The organism is Deltaproteobacteria bacterium (assembly GCA_029210625.1).
Lineage (GTDB): Bacteria > Myxococcota > Myxococcia > SLRQ01 > SLRQ01 > JARGFU01.
On record JARGFU010000011.1, the window covers coordinates 70391 to 91500 of the forward strand.

Annotated in this window: 19 protein-coding genes; 10 read left to right on the top strand and 9 right to left on the bottom strand. The window is 71.8% G+C overall.

What is annotated here, in order from left to right:
• Positions 1-44: 44 nt before the first annotated feature.
• The 3 genes from P1V51_12005 to P1V51_12015 are packed head-to-tail and all read left to right on the top strand — an operon-like array spanning position 45 to position 3785.
• Positions 45-1946 (top strand): GNAT family N-acetyltransferase, encoded by a 1902-nt coding sequence (locus P1V51_12005; GenBank protein MDF1563761.1) that lies wholly within the window; start codon positions 45-47, stop codon positions 1944-1946.
• 34 nt (positions 1947-1980) lie between these two features.
• On the top strand, positions 1981-2826 hold the full coding sequence (locus P1V51_12010; protein ID MDF1563762.1) for a hypothetical protein: 846 nt from the start codon (positions 1981-1983) through the stop codon (positions 2824-2826).
• Positions 2827-2879: 53 nt separating this feature from the next.
• Positions 2880-3785 (top strand): hypothetical protein, encoded by a 906-nt coding sequence (locus P1V51_12015; protein ID MDF1563763.1) that lies wholly within the window; start codon positions 2880-2882, stop codon positions 3783-3785.
• On the opposite strand, the gene P1V51_12020 is transcribed toward P1V51_12015, so the two are convergent.
• Both P1V51_12020 and P1V51_12025 read right to left on the bottom strand, forming a co-directional pair.
• Positions 3717-5291, bottom strand: coding sequence for a hypothetical protein (locus P1V51_12020; protein MDF1563764.1), 1575 nt, complete (start codon positions 5289-5291; stop codon positions 3717-3719). The two genes, P1V51_12015 and P1V51_12020, sit on opposite strands and share 69 nt — an antisense overlap.
• A 20-nt stretch (positions 5292-5311) precedes the next feature.
• Positions 5312-6052: a CAP domain-containing protein gene (locus P1V51_12025; protein MDF1563765.1), complete on the bottom strand. Its 741-nt coding sequence runs from the start codon at positions 6050-6052 to the stop codon at positions 5312-5314.
• Between the two features lie 84 nt (positions 6053-6136).
• Here P1V51_12025 and P1V51_12030 point away from each other — a divergent pair, with 84 nt between their 5' ends.
• Positions 6137-7195 (top strand): MopE-related protein, encoded by a 1059-nt coding sequence (locus P1V51_12030; protein MDF1563766.1) that lies wholly within the window; start codon positions 6137-6139, stop codon positions 7193-7195.
• Positions 7196-7243: 48 nt separating this feature from the next.
• Here P1V51_12030 and P1V51_12035 read toward each other — a convergent pair whose 3' ends face one another.
• Both P1V51_12035 and P1V51_12040 read right to left on the bottom strand, forming a co-directional pair.
• A complete protein-coding gene (locus P1V51_12035; GenBank protein MDF1563767.1) occupies positions 7244-8659 on the bottom strand; it encodes an ATPase in 1416 nt (471 codons plus the stop codon).
• On the bottom strand, positions 8656-10077 hold the full coding sequence (locus P1V51_12040) for a protein kinase (protein ID MDF1563768.1): 1422 nt from the start codon (positions 10075-10077) through the stop codon (positions 8656-8658). The genes P1V51_12035 and P1V51_12040 overlap by 4 nt, the downstream gene beginning before the upstream one ends.
• 38 nt (positions 10078-10115) lie before the next feature.
• Between P1V51_12040 and P1V51_12045 the strand changes: the two genes are divergently transcribed.
• Together P1V51_12045 and P1V51_12050 are read left to right on the top strand one after the other, a co-directional pair.
• Complete coding sequence (locus P1V51_12045) at positions 10116-11198, top strand: hypothetical protein (GenBank protein MDF1563769.1); 1083 nt, start codon at positions 10116-10118, stop codon at positions 11196-11198.
• Positions 11198-12160 (top strand): ROK family protein, encoded by a 963-nt coding sequence (locus P1V51_12050; protein ID MDF1563770.1) that lies wholly within the window; start codon positions 11198-11200, stop codon positions 12158-12160. The genes P1V51_12045 and P1V51_12050 overlap by 1 nt, the downstream gene beginning before the upstream one ends.
• A gap of 27 nt (positions 12161-12187) precedes the next feature.
• Here the strand turns inward: P1V51_12050 and P1V51_12055 are convergent, their stop codons facing one another.
• From P1V51_12055 to P1V51_12065, 3 genes are all read right to left on the bottom strand, one after another.
• Positions 12188-12412, bottom strand: coding sequence for a hypothetical protein (locus P1V51_12055; GenBank protein ID MDF1563771.1), 225 nt, complete (start codon positions 12410-12412; stop codon positions 12188-12190).
• A 120-nt stretch (positions 12413-12532) separates the two neighbouring features.
• A complete protein-coding gene (gene gshB, locus P1V51_12060; GenBank protein ID MDF1563772.1) occupies positions 12533-13480 on the bottom strand; it encodes a glutathione synthase in 948 nt (315 codons plus the stop codon).
• 14 nt (positions 13481-13494) lie between these two features.
• Positions 13495-14307, bottom strand: a complete 813-nt coding sequence (locus tag P1V51_12065; protein MDF1563773.1) for an EI24 domain-containing protein — start codon at positions 14305-14307, stop codon at positions 13495-13497.
• Between the two features lie 135 nt (positions 14308-14442).
• On the opposite strand from P1V51_12065, the gene P1V51_12070 reads away from it, so the two are divergent.
• From P1V51_12070 to P1V51_12085, 4 genes are all read left to right on the top strand, one after another.
• Positions 14443-15810, top strand: a complete 1368-nt coding sequence (locus P1V51_12070) for a glutamate--cysteine ligase (protein ID MDF1563774.1) — start codon at positions 14443-14445, stop codon at positions 15808-15810.
• Positions 15811-15845: 35 nt separating this feature from the next.
• The gene (locus P1V51_12075; protein ID MDF1563775.1) at positions 15846-16085 is read left to right on the top strand and encodes a ribbon-helix-helix domain-containing protein; all 240 of its coding nucleotides are present in this window, start codon (positions 15846-15848) and stop codon (positions 16083-16085) included.
• Positions 16082-16495: a PIN domain-containing protein gene (locus tag P1V51_12080; protein ID MDF1563776.1), complete on the top strand. Its 414-nt coding sequence runs from the start codon at positions 16082-16084 to the stop codon at positions 16493-16495. Before P1V51_12075 ends, P1V51_12080 begins: the two co-directional genes overlap by 4 nt.
• A gap of 842 nt (positions 16496-17337) precedes the next feature.
• Positions 17338-17754 (top strand): hypothetical protein, encoded by a 417-nt coding sequence (locus P1V51_12085; protein ID MDF1563777.1) that lies wholly within the window; start codon positions 17338-17340, stop codon positions 17752-17754.
• Here the strand turns inward: P1V51_12085 and P1V51_12090 are convergent.
• Both P1V51_12090 and P1V51_12095 read right to left on the bottom strand, forming a co-directional pair.
• Complete coding sequence (locus P1V51_12090; protein MDF1563778.1) at positions 17751-19223, bottom strand: AAA family ATPase; 1473 nt, start codon at positions 19221-19223, stop codon at positions 17751-17753. The two genes, P1V51_12085 and P1V51_12090, sit on opposite strands and share 4 nt — an antisense overlap.
• Positions 19220-21094 carry an ATPase, T2SS/T4P/T4SS family gene (locus P1V51_12095; GenBank protein MDF1563779.1) on the bottom strand — a complete coding sequence of 625 codons (1875 nt, stop codon included), beginning with the start codon at positions 21092-21094 and terminating at the stop codon, positions 19220-19222. Before P1V51_12095 ends, P1V51_12090 begins: the two co-directional genes overlap by 4 nt.
• Positions 21095-21110 lie beyond the last annotated feature (16 nt).

The window sequence follows — 21110 nt, forward strand, 5'->3', positions numbered from 1 at the left end:
CGAGCGGCTAGAGTGGGTCCCAGCTGGGTGTCGGAAAGGACAACATGATGACCATCCTGGGGCAGAACCAGCTCTACCTTCAGCGGCGCTCGGATCTCGAGAGCGCCATCCGGTGCATCCCCCGGGGGAGGCGGATCCTCATCGGCTCCGGGGCGGGTGTCCCCACCCGGCTCGTCGAGGGCCTCACCCGCTACGGCGACCACCTGGCGGACAACGAGATCGTCCACCTCCTCACCCTGGGGCCGGCGCCCTACGCCGAGAAGGGCATGGAGGATCGCTTCCGCCACACCGCCTTCTTCATCGGCCCCAACGTCCGCAGCGCGGTGACCGAGGGCCGCGCCGACTTCCTGCCGGTCTTCCTCTCCGAGATCCCGCGCCTGATCCGCTCGCGGCGGATGCGGATCGACGTGGCCCTGATCCGGGTCTCGCCCCCCGACGCCCGCGGCTACGTGAGCCTGGGGGTGGCCGTCGACATCGTCCGGGCGGGGGTCGCCGCCGCCGACCTGGTCATCGCCGAGGTGAACCCCCGGATGCCCCGGACCCTGGGCGACTCCTTCCTCCACCTCTCGGAGATCCACCGGCTGGTCGAGGTGGACGAGCCCCTGCCCACCCTGGAGAAGACCCCGGAGGATCCGGTCTACGACGAGATCGGGCGGAACATCTCCCGGCTGATCCCGGACGGCGCGACCATCCAGACCGGCATCGGCCGCATCCCGGACGCGGTGGCGCGCTCGCTCACCGACAAGCACGACCTGGGCGTCCATACCGAGATGCTGCCCGACGCCGTGATGACCCTCGCGGACGCGGGCGTGATCACCGGCAAGAAGAAGTCGGTGCTGCCCGGCAAGATCGTCACCTCCTTCGTGATGGGCAGCCAGGCGCTCTACGACTGGGCGCACGACAACCCGGCGGTGGAGATGCGGCCGAGCGACTTCACCAACGATCCCTTCATGATCGCCCGCCACGACGACTTCATCGCGATCAACGCCGCCCTGGCCGTGGACCTCACCGGGCAGGTCGCCGCCGACACCCTCATGGGCCGCTTCTTCAGCGGCATCGGGGGCCAGGTCGACTTCATCCGGGGCGCGTCGCGGTCGCACCGCGGCAAGGCCATCATCGGGATGCCCTCCACCGCGAAGGGCGGGACCCTGAGCCGCATCCAGCCGGTCCTCGAGGAGGGCGCGGGCATCGTCACCAGCCGGGGCGACGTGCACTACGTGGTGACCGAGTACGGGATCGCCGACCTCTGGGGGAAGAACATCCGCCAGCGGGCCCTGGCCCTGATCGAGATCGCCCACCCCGACTTCCGGCAGGAGCTCCTGGCCGCGGCGAAGCACCGCCGCTACGTCTTCGCCGACCAGCGCATGAGCCGCGAGGCCTACCCCTCGGACGAAGTGGGCATCGAGGTCCTCGGCGACGGCTCCCGGGTCGAGATGCGGCCCACCCGCGCCACCGACGAGGACGCGCTGCAGGACCTGCTCTACTCCCTCACCGAGAAGGATCAGCTCCGCCGCCTGCGCGAGCCGGACGCCAGCCACCCCCACGAGCGCCTCCAGCGGGTGGTCATCCAGGACAGCGAGCGGCGCTTCGGCCTGGTCGTCACCGCCGCCGGCGACACCACCGGCGAGCTGGTGGGCTGGGCTCGCTACGAGATCGACCCGGCCACCGAGCTGGCCGAGGTGAGCTTCGTGGTCCGGGGCACCTGGCGCCACAAGGGGATGGGCGCGCTCCTCCTCAAGCGCCTCACCCAGGCGGCGAGGGAGCGCGGCGTGCGGGGCTTCCAGGCCCGGGTGAGGGGCAACCACTACGCCATGCTCAGCATCTTCCAGGACAGCGGCCTGGCCCTGGAGAGCCAGGTCGATGGGGAGATCCACCATGTCGTGATGCGCTTCCCCGAGTCGGGAGAGATATCCGATCGCGCCCGCAAACCGGCCGAGGCGATCTGATAGACTCTCCCCGACGGTCCGGGGGAAGTGAGCCATGACGGACCCCTACGAGATCGCACCCCGACGTCTGCGCTTCGCCGACCCCCGGATCGAGCAACGCTATCGAGAGGACTCCCTCGAGCGGCTGCTGCCCTACGGGCGGGCCGCCTGGACGGCCGTCCCGGTGCTGGCCCTCTTCTTCGGCTTCTTCGACCACGCCTACTTCGGCGAGAACACCGGCACCGTGCGCGTCTTCCGGGCCGCGATCGTCCTCTTCGCCCTGGCCGTGCTCGGCGCGAGCTACCTGCCCGCCCTGGCCCGCTTCCGGATCTGGAGCAGCGCGCTCTTCACCGGCTCGATCGGCCTCTTCTGTACCGCGCTGGTCGCCCTCGACTCGCCCGATCACTTCTCCCCCTACTTCGTGGGGATGCTGACCGCCTTCGCCGGCGTCTTCTCCCTCCCCGGCGTGGGCACGAGCCGCAGCACCGTCGGGCTGCTGGGGACCTTCGCCGTCTTCAACGGGGTGCTGCTGCCGGCCGGCGAGATCCCGCTCGAGCTGATGGTCGCCTACGACCTCTTCCTCGCGACCCTGATCTTCATCTTCTTCTTCGCCAGCTACCTGGTCGAGAGCGCCTACCGGCAGAGCTGGGCGCGGGCCCAGCAGCTGGAGGCCTCCCTCGCCGAGGTGCAGACCCTGAGCGGCCTGCTGCCCATCTGCTCGAGCTGCAAGCGCATCCGGGACGACCAGGGCTACTGGGAGCAGATCGAGAAGTACATCTCGTCGCGCTCGGGCGCCCGCTTCAGCCACAGCATCTGCGAGCCCTGCGCCCGGGAGCTCTACCCCTCCCTCTACCCCGACGAGCCCCCGGAGACCGCGGGGGACGAGCCCGGGGACGACTGACCCCCGGGGGGCGGGAACTGGCGCAGCAGCCTCGTGGGCGCCATGCTGGACCGATGCGCCCGCTCCTCCCGCTCCTCCTCGCGCTGCTGGCCGCCGGTCCGGCGAGCCGCGGCCTGGCCCTCTCCGGCATCAGCGAGGGGGAGGCCCTGCCGGTGATGAAGCTGCGCGCACGCCAGGGCAAGCCGCGGCCCTACCTGGAGGCCGGGAAGGTCACCGCCTTCGTCTTCTTCCGGCCCGGGCAGGAGTTCTCGGTCGAGGGCCTGCGGGAGCTCGCCGGGATCCAGGAGCGCCTGAAGGAAGCGCCCGTGAGCTGGGTGGGCATCGTCTCGGACTGGTACCCGGCGGCGAAGGTCAGCGCGCTCGTGAAGGAGACCGGCTTTCAGGGCACGGTCCTGGTGGACGAAGGGGACCGGCTCTACGGCCGGCTGGGGGTCGCGGTCCACCCCACCACGGGGATCGCCGACGCCGCCGGCGTGCTGCGCGCCGCCCTCCCCTTCCGGAAGGTCAACTACGGGAACATCGTCGCGGCCCACCTGCGCCACACCCTCGGCGAGCTCGACGACGCCGGGCTGCAGGCCGCGCTCGAGCCGCCGAAGTCGGTGGAAGGCGGTGACACCGTGAAGGCCCGCCGCAACCTGAAGATGGGCGAGATGCTCTTCAAGATGAAGAAGCACGAGAAGGCCCTCGAGATCGCCCAGAAGAGCCTGGAGATCGATCCCGAGCTGGCCGAGGCCCACGGCCTGGCCGCGGCCATCCACGCCGCCAGCGGCGACTGCGCGAAGGCCACCGCCGCCGCGAAGCGGGCCCTGGAGCTGAAGGCCGACGAGGCCCGGGCCCTCGAGGCCAGCGCTGCCTGCGGCGAGGCGCCCGCCGACGCGCCCGTCGACGCGTCAGGGACAGCGGTCCCGGGCGGGGCCGAGGACCAGGTGGAGGCTGGAGCCCCACCCGCTGCGCGGTAGCACCGTGGCGGCGGGCAGGTGCCGCCAGAGGGGGCTGCCATCCTCGGCCAGGGCGAGGAGGTGCACGCCGATCTCGGGCCGGGGCAGGTCGACCTCCCCGGCCGCGCCGGTGAGCACGCTGTAGGCGCTGCCCCCTTGCGGGGCGAAGAAGACCCGGACGCCCTCCCGGGGCCGGCCCGCGCCGTCCTCGACTCGCACGACCAGGCGGGCGGTGGGCGCGCGCCCCAGCTCCAGCTGCTGGGCGCCGGCCTCGACCTCCCGCCGGTGCTCGATCCAGCGCTCGCCGTCGAGGAGGACGAGGTCGTGGCGCCGGCCCGGCGTGAGGCCCGAGAGCTCGAAGAGCCCGCCCTCGCCGGCCTCGGCGGTGGCCGCCACCGTGTCGGCGCCGCGCGCGCCGAGGCGCTCGGCCAGCGCGGCCGGCCCCGCCTCGCAGGGTGAGGCGCCCTCGAAGAGCGGCCCCCCGAGGGCCAGGGCCATCACCCGCCCGCGCCGGGAGGGGGTCGCCCGCAGGGTGACGCGGCCCCGGATGCGCGTCGCGTCCGCCGGGGCGCGCTCGAGGGGCGGGAAGAGCACCGGCTCCAGGATCCGGTCGCAGCGATCCTCCCAGTCGCCCCAGGCCTCGCAGACGCTCCGCGCCGAGCCGCCGTCCTCCTTCGCCGCCTGCAGGGCGAGGAGGAAGTGGGCGCGGGCCATCGCCTCGGCGGCCGCGTCGACCACGACCCGCGGGTTCCCCCCGAAGCCGCCCTCGGCGCGGATCAGCCAGACCAGGGCCAGGTTGGCGTGCACTCGCCGCTCGTACTCCGGGTTGCCCAGCCGCCGGGCCGCCACCGCGGCCTCGTCCCAGACCTCGATCGCGCGCTCGAGCTCCCCGGCCCAGAGGTGCATCCGGCCCTTGTTGTTCAGCGCCCTCCGCGCGCCGTGGAGGTCGCCCCCCGCGGCACAGTGCTCCGCCGCGCGGGCGTACCAGGCCGCGGCCAGGGTGAGCGCCTCCGGGCTGCTGAGCGATCCGCGATCGAAGAGGAGCCCGAGATCGTTGGCGGCCCGGCCGGCGAGGGCGAGGTCACCGTTCTTCAGGTGCTCCTCGAGGGCCGCCTCGTAGTCGCGCCGGGCCTCCTCCTCCCGCCCTACGTCCAGGAGGTGATCGGCGTGGCGGTGGAGCGCCCAGGCGGCGATCCGCGCCTCGCTGCGCTGCAGCGCCTCCTCGCGCACCCGCCGGAGGATCGCCCGGGCCTCCTCGGCCTGCGGGCCCCGGCGCAGCGCCTTGGCCCGCTCGAGCTCCGGGTGCAGCTCGTCCACCGGGACCTCGGGCACCGGCTCGGCGGGCCGCTCGGGGAGCACGGGCATCCCGTAGGCGGGCGGCTCGGGCTCGGGCTCGGTGGCCTCGACGACCGGCGCGGGCGGCGGCGCCTCGGGAGGCGGGGGCGCCGCGGGCGGCTCCGGCGCGGGGGGACGGGAGGCGCAGCCCGATAGGAAGAGGAACAGGACGACCCCGGCCTTCGTCTTCATCGCGCTCCCCCTCTCGCGCCCTAGGGATAGGGATAGGGCCGCTGGCCCGAGTAGTTCCCGCCCGGGGAGTAGTCGCAGACGATGGTGCTGGAGTAGGTCAGCCCGCTGCAGGTACCCCGGGCGCAGCCCACCCGCTCGGTGTTGCCCCAGACCACCTGGGTGTAGTGCCCGCAGACCTGGTTGGGAGCGCAGGTGTTGGTGACGATGTCGTAGTGGGCCTCCTCGGAGACCCAGGCCTGCACGGCGGCCACCCCGTTGGCGGTGCCGCTGGAGGCGTAGATGTTCTCGCCCACGTAGCCGGGGTAGGTGTCGCTGCGGCCGGCGTTGTGGTCGAGGAGGCCGGTCGGCACCTCGTTGTCGGTGCAGGTCGCGATCCACGCCGCGGCGATCGCCACCAGGTCGTCGTCCCAGACGAGGTGCGGCACCCCCACCACGTCCCGGGCGTCGTTGTGGGCCTGGAGGATCCCCGCCAGCTCCGGCGGCTCGGTCGGCGTGGTTCCGCCGTCGCTCGTCCCCCCGTCGTCGGCCCCGCCGTCGGTCGCGCCGCCATCCGTCGCGCCGCCGTCCGTCGCTCCACCGTCGGTCACGCCGCCGTCCGTGCCGCCCCCGTCGGTGGCGCCGCCGTCCTCACCCCCGGCGTCGGCTCCGCCCCCGTCCTCGGTGGCCCCGTCGGGGCTCCCGCCGTCGTCACCGGGATCGTCCTCGGCGCCGCACGCCAGGATCAGCAGGAGGGGGAGGACGAGGAGGACCGGTGCACGCATTTTCCCATGATCCTGTGCCTGCCGGTGGCGACGCAAGCGCCGTCCTGGCATAGACTCGCGCCCGAACTCGCCCAAGGAGGCCCCATGCTTCGCAAGTCCGGTTTCGTTATCGTCTGCGCCCTGCTCCTCACCGCCTGCCCCTCCGACCCCGACGACGGGGACGGCGGCACCAGCGACGGGGGCGTCACCGACGGCGGCGGCACCACCGACGGCGGCGGGACCGATGGCGGCGGCAGCGACGGCGGCGTCACCGGCTGCGGCACCGTGACCTTCTTCGGCGAGTGCGACGGCAACCTCCTGCGCTACTGCGGTGAGGACCTGAATGGCAACGAGGAGCTGGTGGAGATCGACTGCACCGGCGCCAGCCTCACCTGCAGCCGGATCAGCGACGACTGGGGCTACGACTGCGCCCAGACCAGCGGCGCGGTCTGCACCTACGACGACCCGGACTACGGCTACACCTACAACCTCTGCGCTGGCACCGACGCCGGCTGCGTCGAGAACGCCACCACCGCGGTCTGCACCGACAACGTGGGCGTCTGCGTCGACACCGACATCGGCAACTGCTGGGCCAACAGCCTGGTGCAGGACTGCTACGCCGGTCAGGCCTGGCTCTACGACTGCGCGGCCGACGGCCTGATCTGCAGCAACAGCGACTGCGTCGCCCCGGTGGCCGAGACCTGCAACGGCATCGACGACGACGGCGACGGCTCCACCGACGAGGACTTCGCCGCTGGCGGCACCGTCACCTACACCGGCCTCGACGGCACCACCGGCCTGGTGCTCACCGACGCCTGCGGCGCCGGCATCTGCGTGGGTGGCTTCGTGGAGTGCGACGCCTCGGGCGGCCTCACCTGCTCCACCGCCGCGACCGCGACCACCGACATCTGCAACGCCCTCGACGACGACTGCGATGGTCAAACCGACGAGGACTACGGCGCCGGCGGCACCATCAGCTTCACCGACCTCGACGGCACCACCGGCCTCACCCTCGGCCAGAGCTGCGGCACCGGCCTCTGCGTGGGTGGCACCGTGCAGTGCGACGCCTCGGGCGGCCTCGAGTGTCCGAGCCACGCCGCGGCCATCACCGAGATCCCGTCCAACACCGTCGACGACGACTGCGACGGCCAGACCGACGAGTAGAGCGGATCGGGCGCGGGCGAGGGGCGCCGGGTTCCGGCGCCCCGGCCCTCAGAACCTCACGAAGTAGTTGGCGACCACCCGGTCGAGCAGCTCCCTCGTGAGGACCGGCGCGACGCCCCGGTAGGCACAGAGATCCCGCACCTGCGCCAGCAGGTCGCGGGGCTCGCAGGCGTTGAAGGGCCGCTGCTCGGCGACGTAGTGCTTCTCGACGAGGTACTCGAGCATCGCCGGATCCAGGGGCACCCCCTGCTTCTTGCACTCGGCCTCGAAGATGCGGCCGAAGAGCACCCGGTCCGGCTGGGTGACCTCGAGCTTGTAGCGGACCCGCCGCAGGAAGGCGCGGTCGACGAGCTGGGCCGGATCGAGGTTGGTCGAGAAGACCACGAAGACGTCGAAGGGCACCTGCAGCTTCTTGCCGGTGTGCATGGTGAGGAAGTCGAACTCGCTCTCCAGGGGCACGATCCAGCGGTTGAGCAGGTCCTTGGGCTCCACCTTCTGCCGGCCGAAGTCGTCGATGAGGAGCATCCCGCAGTTCGCTTTGAGCTGGAACGGGGCCTCGTAGTACTTCACCTGCGGGGAGTAGGCGAGCTCGAGGTCCTCGAGGGTGAGCTCGCCGCCGACGGTGATCATCGGCCGCCGGCAGCGCACCCAGCGCTCGTCGAGGGGCTCCTCGCTCTCGACCTCCACCCGCTTGTGGACGGTCTCGTCGAAGACCTTCACCACGAAGTCGTCGACGATCAGCGCGTGGGGGATGAAGATGTCGCCGCCGAAGCAGTCGGTCATCCGCTGGCAGATGGCGGTCTTGCCGTTGCCCGGCTCGCCGTAGAAGAAGAGCGCCTTGCCGCTGTTCATCGCCGGCCCGATGGCGGCGTAGACCTCGTCGGGGACCACCAGGTCGCCGAAGTGGGGCTCGATGTCCTCCTTCCGGAGGCCGCTGCCCCGGATGGTCTGGGCCGCGACCGCCTGCAGGTAGTAGCGGTAGGGCACCGGCGCGGGGCCGACGTAGCGGTCGCGCTCCATCGAGAGGCCGCAGACCTTGTGGCCGTCCTCGGTCATCGTGAAGATCATCGAGCTGCGGCCGATGCCCGCCCCGCCCGAGCCGCGGATGTCCACCAGCTGCTGGCGGCGCAGGCGCTCCATGATCTCCTCGATGATCGAGGAGGGCAGGTGGGTGCGCCGGGCGATCTCCGAGCCCTTCAGGTCGCCGGCCTGGAAGAGGTGCTTGAGGCAGAGCTCCTCGAGGTAGGAGTGGGAGAGCCCGGTGGCCTGCACGTTGCGCGGCGGCGCCGGCAGGAAGGCCGGCTCGTTCGCCTGCCGCGGCCGCATCACCGGCTTGAGCTCGGGCGGGGGCGGGGGCGGCGCGCCCCTTTCGGCCGCCTGCTCGGGAGGCTGCGGCTCCTCGAAGTCGATGGGCTCCATCCCGATCAGGGTGCTGCCGACGTCTCCGGGGTTCCCGTTGCTCATGACTCGCTCTCCTCCTCGTGGCTCGCGCCTGGCTTCAGTTTGCCGTGGAGGACGTCCACCTCGGGCACCGACGAGAGGTCCGTCAGGAGGCCCTCCACGGCGACGGCGACGTGCTCCCTGGCCCCGGGACGATAGCGGATCCGCAGGACCTCTTCGATGGTGTCGGGCGCCCCCGCCCAGCCGGCGCTCGCGGCCGGGCCCGAGCCCAGCAGGCGCAGGATCTCGTCCCAGTCCGAGAGCCGCTCCCCGGGGTCCTTGCGCAGCGCGCCGCGGATGAAGCGGACCAGGGGCTCGGGCAGCTGGGGCCGCAGGGCCTGGGGATCGGGCGCCTCGGTGCGCACGTGGGCCCGGAGCATCTCCACCGGTGTCGCGGCCTCGAAGAGGGGCCGCCCGACGAGCAGCTCGAAGGCGATGACGCCCAGGGCATAGATGTCCACCCGCCCGTCGGTGGGCTGCCCCCGCGCCGTCTCCGGGGCGATGTAGCGCGGCGTTCCGTCCACCGTGCGCGGGCCCGACTCGTCCTCGTCCTCGATGGGCAGGGCGAGGCCGAAGTCCATCAGCTTCACGAGGCCCCGCTCGTCGATCGAGACGTTGGCCGGCTTCACGTCGCGGTGGGCGAAGCCCTGCTGGTGGGCGTAGGCCAGGGCCTGAGCCATCTGGGAGAGGATCCGCGCGGCCCGGGCGGGCTCGAGGGCCTCCCCGGCGTCCACCAGCTCGGCGAGGCCGGCGCCGGGCAGCTCCTCCATGACCAGGTAGTAGGTGCCGTAGGCCGAGCCGGTGTCGTAGATCTGCACGATGTTCGGGTGGGTGAGGCCGGCGACGGTGCGCGCCTCCTCCAGGAAGCGATCCCGGAAGCGCGCCTGGTGGACCAGGGAGTGGGCGAGGACCTTCACCGCCACCGTCCGGCCGAGGCCGGGGTGGAGCGCCCGGAAGACCTGCCCGGTGGTCCCCTCCCCCAGCTTCGAGAGGATCCGGTACTTGCCCACCCGATCGATGCCCCCGCTCTGCTCCAGGCGCTGACCGAGGATGCGGGTGAGGAAGCCGGCGACCTTCGGGTGCTCGTCGAGGAGCTCCTGCACGGTCGCCCGATCGAAGACGTAGGTGCGCACCGGCTGCTCGCCGGCCCGGACGTCGGCCCGGCGCGGCTCGCCGGAGAGCAGCGCCATCTCGCCCACCAGGTCGCCCGGCCCCAGCCGGAAGACCGTCGGGTGCCCGCCCTCTCCCCGGAAGAGCACCTCGAGCTCGCCCTCCCGCACGACGTGCATGTTCTCGCCCGGGTCACCCTCCCGCATGAGGAAGGTGCCGGGCTCGAAGGAGGCCTCGGCGGCCGCGGTGGCGAGCCGCTCGAGCGCCTCGGCGCTCAAGGTCTCGAAGCCCTGGACGGTGGCGAGGAAGGAGGCGATCTCGGGCGCGGACATTCCCGGAACGATACCCTATCTCGTAGACTGCCGACCCGATGGACGGAAGAACGACGAGAGCCCTGCTGCTGTCCCTCCTGTGCTCGCTGCTCCTCGCCCCGGTGGCCGGCTGCTTCCCCGAGGGAGAGGGAGACGGCGCGGACGGCGGCGGAGGCCTCGACGCCTCCCTCGACGCCGGCCCCGGGGACGGTGGGGATCAGAGCGACGCGGGTGAGGACGGCGGCGCGGCCGACGCGGGCGCCGGTGACGGCGGCGACGACGGCGGCACGGCGGCAGCCGATCCGGGCGCGGCAGGCCCCTTCCCCCACACCCTCCTGACCGACTCGGTGACCCGGGGCGGCCGGACGATAGCGGTGGCCGCCTACCTCCCCACCCGCAGCAGCCTCTCCCACCTGATCCTCTTCCTGCCGGGCTTCCAGCTCGAGTCCTCGCGCTACGCGGCCCACTGCGAGCACCTGGCCAGCCAGGGCTTCGCGGTGGTGCGCGCCGATCCGCCCGCCGCGCTCTTCTCGGTGAGCCACACCGAGATGCGCGACGACGGGATCGCCGTGCTCGACTGGGCCTTCGCCACCTTCGGCGCGACCCTCACCGGAGAGGTCGGGGTCGGCGGCCACAGCCTGGGCGGCAAGGTCGCCACCATGATCGCTGCCGCCGACGGCCGGGTGAGCGCCCTGCTGGCCCTCGATCCGGTCAACGGCGGTGATCCGATCTCGGGCTACACCGCCGAGCTGCCGGACATCGTGCCCGACCTGACCTCGACCCTCACGATCCCGGTGGGGTACCTCGGCGAGACCACCAACGGCACCGGCGGCGGACTCTCCCCCGCCTGCGCGCCCCTCGATCAGAACTTCCAGACCTTCTACGAGAGCTCCACCGGCGCCCCCTGGGCGGCGGAGTGGACGCTCGAGGGCGCCGACCACATGGACTTCGTCCACGACGTGAGCGGCTGCGGCTTCGTCTGCACCGCCTGCCCCGACGGCACGGCGGACACCGCCGCGGTGCAGGCCACCACCGACCTGCTGGGCGCGGCCTTCTTCCGCCGCCACCTGGACGGCGAGGCCGCGATGGATCCCTACCTGGTGGGCGCCGCGCTCCCGGCCGGCGTCACCCTGCGCTTCTGATGGGCAGCGCGCGCCTCGCCGGCATCGACATCGGCGGAACGAAGCTCTACGCCCTCGTCACCGACGCCGAGGGCAAGATCCTCGGGCGAGCCAAGAAGAAGACCCGGCCGAAGAAGGGCTACGCGGCGGTGCTGGAGCGGGTCGAGGCCTGCTTCGCCGAGGCGCTGGAGGCGGCGGGCGTGGCGCGCGAGGCCATCACGGCGGTGGGCGTCGGGGCGCCGAGCGCCATCACCCCGGCCGGCGTGGCCGTGGACGCCCCGAACCTGGGCTGGAAGGACGCCCCCCTGGCCCGGGATCTCGAGGCCCTCCTGGGCCGGCCGGTGCGCCTCGACAACGACTGCAACTGCGGCGCCCTGGGCGAGCTGAGCTTCGGCGCCGGCCGGGGCCACGCGAGCCTGGTCGGCCTCTTCGTCGGCACCGGCCTGGGCGGGGGCATCGTCCACGAGGGGAAGGTGCTGCGCGGCCACACCGGCCTGGCCGCCGAGCTGGGGCACCTGGTGATCCGCCACGGCGGGCGCACCTGCGGCTGCGGCCGCGAGGGCTGCCTGGAGGCCTACGCCTCGAAGACCGCGATGGGCCGGCGCCTGAGACGCGCCGTGGAGAAGGAGGGGCGCCCCACCCTGCTGACCGAGCTGGGCGTCGAGGACCTCGGCAGCCTGCGCAGCGGCCTGCTCGCCCGCGCCTACCGGGAGGGCGACGCCCTGACCCGCGAGGTGGTGGACGAGGCCGCCGACTACCTCGGCGCCGGCGTCGCCTCGGTCATCACCGCCCTGGGGCCCGAGATCGTCGTCCTGGGCGGCGGCGTGATGGAGGCCCTGGGCGAGGAGCTCCTCCCCCTCGTCCGCGCCTCCGCGCGGCGCTCGACCTTCCCCGACGCCGCCTTCGCGGCGACCCCGATCGAGCTGGGCACCCTCGGCGACGACGCCGTCGCCCTCGGGGCCGTGGCCCTGGCCCGGACCTGAAGCCCGGGCGGGCAGGCCCCCCTCGCCTCAGCCCGCGGCCGGATCCCCGCCTTCGCCTCCCACCCCGGGGGACCGGAGCACGCCCGTCCCCGAGCGGATCGCCTGGCAGACGACCTCCATCATCTGCTCCAGGTTGGCCAGGCGGACCAGCAAGACCGCGTGCTTGGTCCTCGAGGGGCAGGCGGTCTGGATCTGCAGCAGCTGCAGCTCCAGCCGCTCGAGCCTCTTCTCCAGCTCCTCCCGCTCCACCATCGCCGCACCCCCTCATCCGCACAGAACGAGTTCAATGAACGGGTTCAACCCTAGGTCCGGCGCACGCTCCCGTCAGGCCCGGGGCAGAAGAATCTCGCCCCGCGACCCCGCCCGCCCGGGCTACTGCCGCTCGATCCAGTCGAAGAGGGCGGCGCTGACGTCGATGTCGCAGAGGTTCTTCACCTCCTGGACGCCGGTGGGGCTGGTGACGTTCACCTCGGTGAGCTTGCCGCCGATGACGTCGATGCCGGCGAAGACGATGCCGTCCTGCTTCAGGCGCGGCGCCAGCGCGGCGCAGATCCGCCGGTCGTGCTCGTCGATGGGCGAGGGCACGGTGGCCGCGCCGACGTGGATGTTGCCGCGGTGCTCGCCCTCGGGGGGCACGCGCAGGATGGCGCCGAGGGGCTCGCCATCGACGAGGAGCACCCGCTTGTCGCCCTCGGGGGCCTGGGGGATGTAGCCCTGGGCCACGCAGAGGCGGCGCCCGTCCTCGGTGGAGACCTCGAGCAGCGCCCGGCGGTTGGGATCGTCGGCCCGCACCACGAAGACGCCGTAGCCGCCCATCAGATCGACGGGCTTCACGACGATCTTGCCGCCCTGCGCCTCGAGGAAGCGCTCGATCCTCGCGATGTCCCGGCTGATGAGGGTCGGCGGGGTGAGCTCGGGGAAGTGGAGGGTGTAGAGCTTCTCGGAGGCGGAGCGGATGCCGCGCGGCGCGTTGATCACCAGGGTGCTCGCCGGATCGACGACGTCGAGCATCCAGGTGAGCTCGACGTAGCGCATGTCGAAGGGCGGATCGGTGCGCACGAAGCAGACCACGTGATCCTGGATGGGCCCGTCCTGCATCTCACCGAGGTGGATGTGCTCCGGCGGCGCCCGGCGCTCGACCCGGGCGGGCTGCCAGCGGGCGCCCGTCACCCCGCCCTCGTGCCAGACCCACTCCCGCCGGGTGTGGGCCAGCGTGTAGCCGCGAGCCTGGGCCTCGAGCATGAAGGCGAAGGTGGTGTCCCGATCGATCGAGATCTTCTCGGGCGGATCCATGATGAAGAGGATCGACTTGCCGGCCATGGACTCGTCCCTTTTCAGGCGCGGGGCGCGGGCAGGGCGCCGTGCTGCTTCAGGCGGGTGTAGAGGAGGGTCCCGCCGACGACGCCCACCGGGATGAAGAGCAGGTTCATCAGGGGCACCATCAGCAGGAGGAAGATCCCGCCGCCGAAGCCCAGGCAGAGGGCGTAGTTGGCGCGGACGGTCTTGAAGACGTGGGAGAAGCCGAAGCGGTGACGTCCCATGGCGTACTCGAGGTACTCGGCCGACATCCAGCTCATGGTGTAGGTCGGCGCCAGGACCGGAGCCAGGATCTGCCCGACCACGGGGATCAAACCGAAGAGGAAGATGATCAGCAGCCCCCCGTAGAGGAGGGCCAGCCGCCCGAGGCTCATCCCCACCGCCGAGAGGATCTCGCCGACGAAGCGCCCCATGTTGAAGGGCTCCTCGGCGTAGTCCCCGGTGAGGGTGCGCTCGGTGCGGGCCGAGAGCGAGTCGTTGAAGGGCGCCGAGACCACCGCCGGGAAGGTCAGGGCCCCGACCACGAAGCAGAGGGCGAAGACCAGGACGTAGAGGGGCCACCAGAGGATCTGCCAGTACCACTCGGGGGGCTTCGCCCAGATCAGGGCGACGAGGTCGTCGTTGTAGGTACCCAGCAGCCCCACCACCACCGAGAGCAGCACGAGGGTGATGACGATGGGGACCAGGGCGAAGGTCCAGAGCCGGGGGTGCTCGACCATCAGGCCGAGGGCCTGGAAGGGGATCGTGAAGCCCCGGATCAGGCGGGTGAAGACTCCCCCGCTGGTGGGGTCGGGCAGGGCCCGGGTCTCGGCGGCGACGTCGCGTGGCATGGGCTCGGGCATCATAGTGGCTCTCTCGGGCCCCGGGCCAACCCAAAGGCCCCGGGGAAATCCGGAGGTAGCGCCGCGCCCCCCGCGGCTCTACCCTGCGGGTCCGCTCCCGGCTCCTTCTCTGGAAGATCTGACATGTCCTCTCCGACCAGCGCCCCCGACCAGACCCCGATCATCGAGAGCATCGGCCAGCTCGAGGCCTACTTCCGGGGGCACGAGAAGCCCCGGGACGCGTTTCGGGTCGGGATGGAGCACGAGAAGGTCGGTCTCTCCAGCTCTACGCTCCAGCCCCTGGCCTATTTCGGCCCGGGCGGCATCGAGGAGGTGCTGAAGCGCGGGGTCGAAGAGGCCGGCTTCGAGCCGATCTACGAGCACGAGGCCATCATCGGCCTGAAGCGGGACGGGACCTCGGTCACCCTCGAGCCCGGCGGGCAGCTCGAGCTCTCCGGCGCGATCCTCGAGGACAACCACGCCACCTGCAAGGAGCTCACCGAGCACGCCGCCCTCGTCCACCGGATCGGTGACGATCTGGGCATCCTCTGGCTGGGCACGGGGCACCACCCCTTCGCCCGCCGGGAGGACATCCACTGGATGCCCAAGGGGCGCTACGCGATCATGCGCAGCTACCTGCCCACCCGCGGCGGCCGCGCCCTGGACATGATGCTGCGCACCGGCACCGTGCAGGCGAACTACGACTACGCCTCCGAGGAGGACATGGTCCGCAAGATGCGGGCGGCGCTCTCGGTGACCTCGCTGGTGAGCGCCATCTACGCGAACTCCCCGCTGGTCGAGGGCAAGCTCACCGGCTGGGTGAGCGAGCGGCAGCGGATCTGGCTGGACGTGGATCCCGACCGCACGGGCCTCTTGCCCTTCGTCTTCGACGAGGACTTCGGCTACCAGCGCTACCTGGAGTGGGCCCTCGACGTGCCCATGTTCTTCCTGCGGCGGCGGGGGCAGTTCCTCTCCAAGATCTGCGGGGTGCCCTTCCGCCGCTTCCTCGAGGAGGGCTTCGAGGGCATCCAGCCGAGGATGGGGGACTTCGAGGACCACCTCACCACCCTCTTCCCCGAGGTGCGGCTCAAGGGCTACCTCGAGGTGCGCGGCGCCGACGGCTGCCGCCGGGACCTCAACTGCGCCCTGCCCGCCCTCTGGAAGGGCATCCTCTACGACGACGACGCCTCGGAGGCCGCGATCGCCCTGATGGCCGACGTCGACGCCCGCGGGCGCGAGCGCCTGCGCGAGGCCGTGGCCCGGGAGGGCCTCGAGGCGAAGGTGGATCAGGTGAACGTCCTCGAGCGCGCGCGGGAGCTGCTGGCGATCAGCCAGGAGGGCCTGAAGCGGCAGGCCTGCCTCGACGCCAACGGCCGGGACGAGCGGGTCTACCTGGAGGAGGTCGACCGGATCCTCTCCCTCGGCAAGAGCCCGGGGCACCTGGTCGCCGAGTTCTGGCAGAAGGACTGGGGGGCGCATCCCGAGCGCCTCGCCGAGCACTGCAAGTTCTGATTGCGTAATACGATTCTGACTGGTACGTATTACTCATGAGAGAGCCGATGCGGACGATCTCCCTGAAGATTCCGGCGCGCCTCGACCGCCTGCTGACGGTCCTGGCCCGGCGCCGCGGCACCTCGCGCTCAGCCGTGCTTCGGGAGGCGCTCGATGCCCTGGCCGGTATCGAGGAGCACTCCTTCGCCGCGGGCGCCGCGGACCTGGCGGGGCGTGTCGAGGGACCATCGGACCTCTCCACCTCCGAGCGCCACCTCGAGGGTTTCGGCGAGTGAAGCAGGCCCTGATCGACACGGGCCCCATCGTCGCCTTCTTGAACCGCCGCGACCGCCATCACGAGTGGGCCCGGACCGAGCTCTCGAGTCTGCGCCCTCCCCTCCTCACCTGCGAGCCCGTCCTGGCCGAGGCCTGCTTCCTGCTGCGAAACACCGAGGGTGGCGCGGATGCCGTGCTCGAGCTCGTCGCTCGCGACCTGCTGCGGGTGCAGTTCGAGGTCGCCGAGGAGATCGAGGCCCTCCGCTCCCTGATGAAGAAGTACGCCAGCGTGCCGATGTCCCTCGCCGACGCCTGCCTCGTCCGGGCGACCGAGCTCCACAAGGACAGCACCGTGCTCACCCTCGACGAGGACTTCCGCGTCTACCGGCGCAACCGGGGGCAGGCGATCCCGGTGATCATGCCGAGCTAGAGCGCCGGCGGCCTCTGCTACACTTCGGAGATGTGGCGGAGGGTGTTGGTGTTGGCGATTACGGCGTTGGTGCTGCCTGTCGCGGCCCGCGCCGAGACGAAGTGCCCGACCGAACGGACGGTGCTCTCGAAGTCGCTGCTCCACGGTGCCAGCGGGGAGCTGCTCGGAAGCCTCCTCTCGGGAACCAGGGTCCGCCTCACCGGAGCACTCCATCCGGACAATCCGAACTGGATGGAGGTCGAGCTTCAGAGTCCCGTGTCCCTTCGAGGTACATCGCCGAGAGGAGGATGACCGCGGGCTCGCCACCCGCGTGCGTTGCGACGCGCTGACGGGCGCCTCGCCGCTGCCCCTCAAGGAGGCCGGATGTGACGGCATGGCGGTCGGGTGGCCGGACTGGGTGAGCAGCGGGACCACGGTCGAGCTGGAGAGAGAGAAGCGGCGAGGCCTCAGGAGCTCGGACGAGAAGGAACCCACCATCAAGGTGAAGAGCCGGGATGGCGAACACCTCAAGGAATTCTCCAGGGCATCGGGCTACCTCGTGAAAGAAGGTGAAAACCGTGGCCTGGTCGAGGTGGTCCGGATGGACGGCCGGGTCTTTCTGGGTTGGGTCGACAGCGAGCGATACCGATCCGTTCCCAAGTACCTCGGCGGCGCCTGGTCCCACTTGTGCTGCCCGACTGAAATCGATCCAGCGTGGTCGGGTCACTGGAATCGAGGCTCCGGCCGGAAGGTCATGGAGGGTCAACAGAGGTTCCTCCGGACCGCGGCTCCGCAATCTGCCCGTTCCCCCGGCGCCGACCCTTCTCACCCATCCAGCCGATCTCGCTCTGGGATGCGAGGCCATGAAAGTCATCACCAAGGATGCCGAGACGAGGGATCGGCTCTACGCGTTCGTCGGATGCGCGAACCAGGCAGGTCGGGACAGCTGGATCCAGGCCGGTCCGCTCGTGATCCAGGAGAAGGGAAGGGAGCGCAGGCGGGCGTCGCTCCGAAGTGACGCCAGGTGCTACCTGCTGGGGCCAGTGGACCTTCGAGGCAAAGAGGCGCCGAAGAGAGGTGACGGGCCGCCCGTCGCCTGGATGAGGCTCTCGGCAACGGAAGACCACCTCCGGATGCACCTCGAGCTCTCCTCCGCGTCGAAGAGAAGGTTCAAGAACAGGAGTTCGGAAGAGGCCTGCGAGCCGTTCGAGGCCGAGTTCCGGGTCTCGGGTCAGGAGCTCGAGCTCGTGCGGACTGGCGGGCTCGACGAGACTCGCTAGCGCTTGCCGGAGAGCAAGATGTCGACGACCTGGTCCTGGCGGCCGGCCGGCCGGGCGCGATCGCGGGCCCAGGCCCGCAGCGCCTTCACCCGCTCCTCGTAGGTCCGATAGAGGGGCACCAGGTCGGCGGCCGCCCGGGCGAGATCCTGGGGCTCGAGCTCCCGGCCGGCGTTGAAGGCCCGGTAGAGGCCCGAGACCACGACCTGCTCGAGCTCGGCGCCGGAGTGGTAGCGCGTCTGATCGACCAGGCTCTCGAGGGGGAAGTCCGCCGGGTCGCGCCCCCTCCGGCGCAGGTGCACCGCGAGGATCTCCCTGCGATCGGGGTCCTCCGGCAGATCGACGAAGAAGATCTCGTCGAAGCGCCCCCGCCGCAGCAGCTCGGGAGGCAGGCCCGCCACCTCGTTGGCCGTGGCGACCACGAAGACCGGCGCCTCCTTCTCCTGCATCCAGGTGAGGAAGGTGGCCAGGACCCGGGTGGTGGTGGGATCGACGCTGCCCATCGAGGCGTCGGCGCCGGCGAAGCCCTTCTCGATCTCGTCGATCCAGAGCACGGCCGGCCCGAAGGCCTCGGAGACCCGCAGCGCCCGGCGCAGCCCTGCCTCCGGGGGCAGCTCGCCCCCGAAGACGGCCCCCAGATCGAGGCGCAGCAGGGGCAGGCGCCAGTGCGAGGAGACCGCCTTGGCCGAGAGGCTCTTGCCGCAGCCCTGCACGCCGAGGAGGAGCACGCCCCGGGGCAGGGGCAGGCCGAACTCCCGGGCGCCGGCGGTGAAGGCCTGCTCGCGCTCGGCGAGCCAGCGCTTGAGGGTGTCGAGGCCGCCCACGTCCTCGAAGCCGAAGTCGGGCTCCACCACCTCGAGGGCGAAGGCGTCCCGCAGGTGACGGCGCTTCTCGGCGAGGACCGGCGCCACCACGTCCTCGCCCGGCTGGGTGACGGCGGCGACGAAGGCCCGGTGCGCCGCGTTCTCCCCGAGGCCGAGGGCCGCGGCGATCAGGGCATCCTGGTGGGCCGCGGCGGTGCCGCCGAGCTCGGCGAGCATCGCGCGCAGCTCCTCGGCGTCGGGGGGCGGGACGAGCACCTGCACGACCTCGGCGGAGAGCTCGGGCGGGAGGGAGAAGGCGGGCCCGAGGAAGACGACGCAGCGGCCGCTCGCGGTGAGCTCGTCGGCGCGATCCCGCAGGTGGCGGACGAGGAGGGGATCGGCGGCGTAGGGGTGGAGATCCCGGAGGACCAGCAGGCTGGCCTCCTCCCCGGCGAGGAAGGCCTCGAGGGCCGCCTCGGGCCGGTCGAGCTCGGGCCGGCCGTCGAGCCCCCGGGTCGCCGACCAGCGCAGGAGGGTGGCCCCCCGCAGCCCGGCGACCTGCTCGATCAGCCGTAGCCCCCGGGCCTCCTCGCTGGTCTCGAGCTGGAGGAAGGGCCAGCCCGCGGACCAGAGCCTCGAGATCTCGAGGGCCAGGGGGGGCGCGCTCATGACTCCACCGTCACCCTCAGGACCTCGCTGAAGGAGGTCACGCCGTCGGCCAGCTTGCGGATCACGTGCTCGCGGAGATCCTGCATCCCGTCGGCGCGGGCGATCTCGCGCAGCGTCCGGGCATCGGCGCCCTCGGCGACCGCGATCCCGATCTTGGGTGTCATCTCGAAGAGCTCGAAGACCCCGCTGCGCCCGAGGTAGCCCGTGCCCCGGCACTTCGGGCAACCCTTGCCCTCCCGGGCGACGACCCGGCCGACGTGGTCCTCGGGGTGGGCGACGCCCAGGGCCGCCAGCTGCTCGTGGTTCAGGGGCACCTCCTGCACGCAGCCCCGGCAGACCCGCCGGACCAGCCGCTGCGCCATGGAGCCGATGAGGGTGCCCCCCAGGAGGAAGGGCGGCACGCCCAGATCGCGCAGCCGCACCACCGCCCCCGCCGAGTCGTTGGTGTGGAGGGTGGAGAGCACGAGGTGCCCGGTGAGGGCAGCCTGCACCGCGTGCTGGGCGGTCTCCGTGTCCCGGATCTCGCCCACCATGATCACGTCGGGGTCCTGCCGCAGGACGTGGCGCAGGGCCTTCGAGAAGTCGAGACCGATGCCCCGCTGCACGCTGATCTGGTTGAAGGCCTCACAGACCATCTCCACCGGATCCTCGATGGTCACGACGTTGATGTCCGGGCGGTTGATGGCCTGGAGCGAGGAGTAGAGGGTCGTGGTCTTGCCGGCGCCGGTGGGCCCGGTGACGAGGATCAGCCCGTTGGGCCGGCTGATCCAGCGCTCGAACTGCTCGAGCTCGTCCGCGTAGAAGCCGAGGTCCTCGAGGTCCTGCAGGAGCACCTCGGGATCGAAGACCCGGATGACCACCTTCTCGCCGAAGGCCACCGGGACCGTGGAGACCCGCAGCTCGACCTCGCGATCGCCGCGGCCGGTCTTGATCCGTCCGTCCTGGGGGCGCCGCTTCTCGGCGACGTCGAGCCGCGCGAGCACCTTCACCCGCGAGCTCACGGGCGCGTGGAGGGCCCGGGGGATCCGGTAGATGTCGTGGAGCACGCCATCGATCCGCATCCGGACCTGGGTGAACTCCCGCCGGGGCTCGATGTGGATGTCCGAGGCCCGCTGATCGAAGGCGTAGTGCAGGAGGTACTCGACGGCGTTGACGACGGGCCGGTCGTTCGCCTCGAGGGCCTCGTGATCGGAGAGCTGCACCAGCTGCTCGAGGTTGCCGATGTCGGGCAGCACGGTGGCGCCGCTGCTCTCGCTCATCGCCGCCGTGACGCTCTTGCGGAAGCCGTGGACGTCGGTGATCGAGCGGAGGATGTCCGCCTTCGAGCAGAGGACCGGGCGCACCTCGGTGCCGGTGATGTGCCGGACGTTCTCCAGCAGCTCGCGGTCCCAGGGGTTCACCACCGCCAGGAGGAGCTCGCCGGCCCGCTGGCCGATGGGCAGGCAGCCGTGGCGGCGGGCATAGGCCCGGCTGACGGTGCTGGTGATCAGCTGGGCGTCGAGCTTGAGCGGATCGATCTTCTGGCTCTCCACGCCGATCCGCTCGGCCACCAGCAGGGTGATCCGGTCCTCGTCGAGGACCTCTTCCCGGCCCGTTCCGTCCGGCAGCTGGAGGGAGGCCACCAGCTCGATGGGGGAGACCTCGTAGTGCCCCCGGGTCGAGAGGAGCCCGCCCCGCTCCTTCTGGAGCCGCCCGCGCTGGGTGCGGGCCCGCACCAGCACCTCCCGCCGGGAGTCCTCGTCGATCGCGCCCGCCTCGACGAGGATCGCGCTGACGAGCTCCAGGTCGAAGTCCCGGGCATGGGGGTCCAAGGGGATCTCCACCCCCTCGCTCCCGGAGGCCACCCTCCCCTCCTCGCTCTCAGGATTCACGCCGAGGAGTGTACCG

Coding starts and splice junctions, on each gene's coding strand:
- P1V51_12005 (MDF1563761.1), top strand. CDS start 45: ATGATGACCATCCTGGGGCAGAACCAGCTCTACCTTCAGCGGCGCTCG.
- P1V51_12010 (MDF1563762.1), top strand. CDS start 1,981: ATGACGGACCCCTACGAGATCGCACCCCGACGTCTGCGCTTCGCCGAC.
- P1V51_12015 (MDF1563763.1), top strand. CDS start 2,880: ATGCGCCCGCTCCTCCCGCTCCTCCTCGCGCTGCTGGCCGCCGGTCCG.
- P1V51_12020 (MDF1563764.1), bottom strand. CDS start 5,291: ATGAAGACGAAGGCCGGGGTCGTCCTGTTCCTCTTCCTATCGGGCTGC.
- P1V51_12025 (MDF1563765.1), bottom strand. CDS start 6,052: ATGCGTGCACCGGTCCTCCTCGTCCTCCCCCTCCTGCTGATCCTGGCG.
- P1V51_12030 (MDF1563766.1), top strand. CDS start 6,137: ATGCTTCGCAAGTCCGGTTTCGTTATCGTCTGCGCCCTGCTCCTCACC.
- P1V51_12035 (MDF1563767.1), bottom strand. CDS start 8,659: ATGAGCAACGGGAACCCCGGAGACGTCGGCAGCACCCTGATCGGGATG.
- P1V51_12040 (MDF1563768.1), bottom strand. CDS start 10,077: ATGTCCGCGCCCGAGATCGCCTCCTTCCTCGCCACCGTCCAGGGCTTC.
- P1V51_12045 (MDF1563769.1), top strand. CDS start 10,116: ATGGACGGAAGAACGACGAGAGCCCTGCTGCTGTCCCTCCTGTGCTCG.
- P1V51_12050 (MDF1563770.1), top strand. CDS start 11,198: ATGGGCAGCGCGCGCCTCGCCGGCATCGACATCGGCGGAACGAAGCTC.
- P1V51_12055 (MDF1563771.1), bottom strand. CDS start 12,412: ATGGTGGAGCGGGAGGAGCTGGAGAAGAGGCTCGAGCGGCTGGAGCTG.
- gshB (MDF1563772.1), bottom strand. CDS start 13,480: ATGGCCGGCAAGTCGATCCTCTTCATCATGGATCCGCCCGAGAAGATC.
- P1V51_12065 (MDF1563773.1), bottom strand. CDS start 14,307: ATGCCACGCGACGTCGCCGCCGAGACCCGGGCCCTGCCCGACCCCACC.
- P1V51_12070 (MDF1563774.1), top strand. CDS start 14,443: ATGTCCTCTCCGACCAGCGCCCCCGACCAGACCCCGATCATCGAGAGC.
- P1V51_12075 (MDF1563775.1), top strand. CDS start 15,846: ATGAGAGAGCCGATGCGGACGATCTCCCTGAAGATTCCGGCGCGCCTC.
- P1V51_12085 (MDF1563777.1), top strand. CDS start 17,338: ATGAAAGTCATCACCAAGGATGCCGAGACGAGGGATCGGCTCTACGCG.
- P1V51_12090 (MDF1563778.1), bottom strand. CDS start 19,223: ATGAGCGCGCCCCCCCTGGCCCTCGAGATCTCGAGGCTCTGGTCCGCG.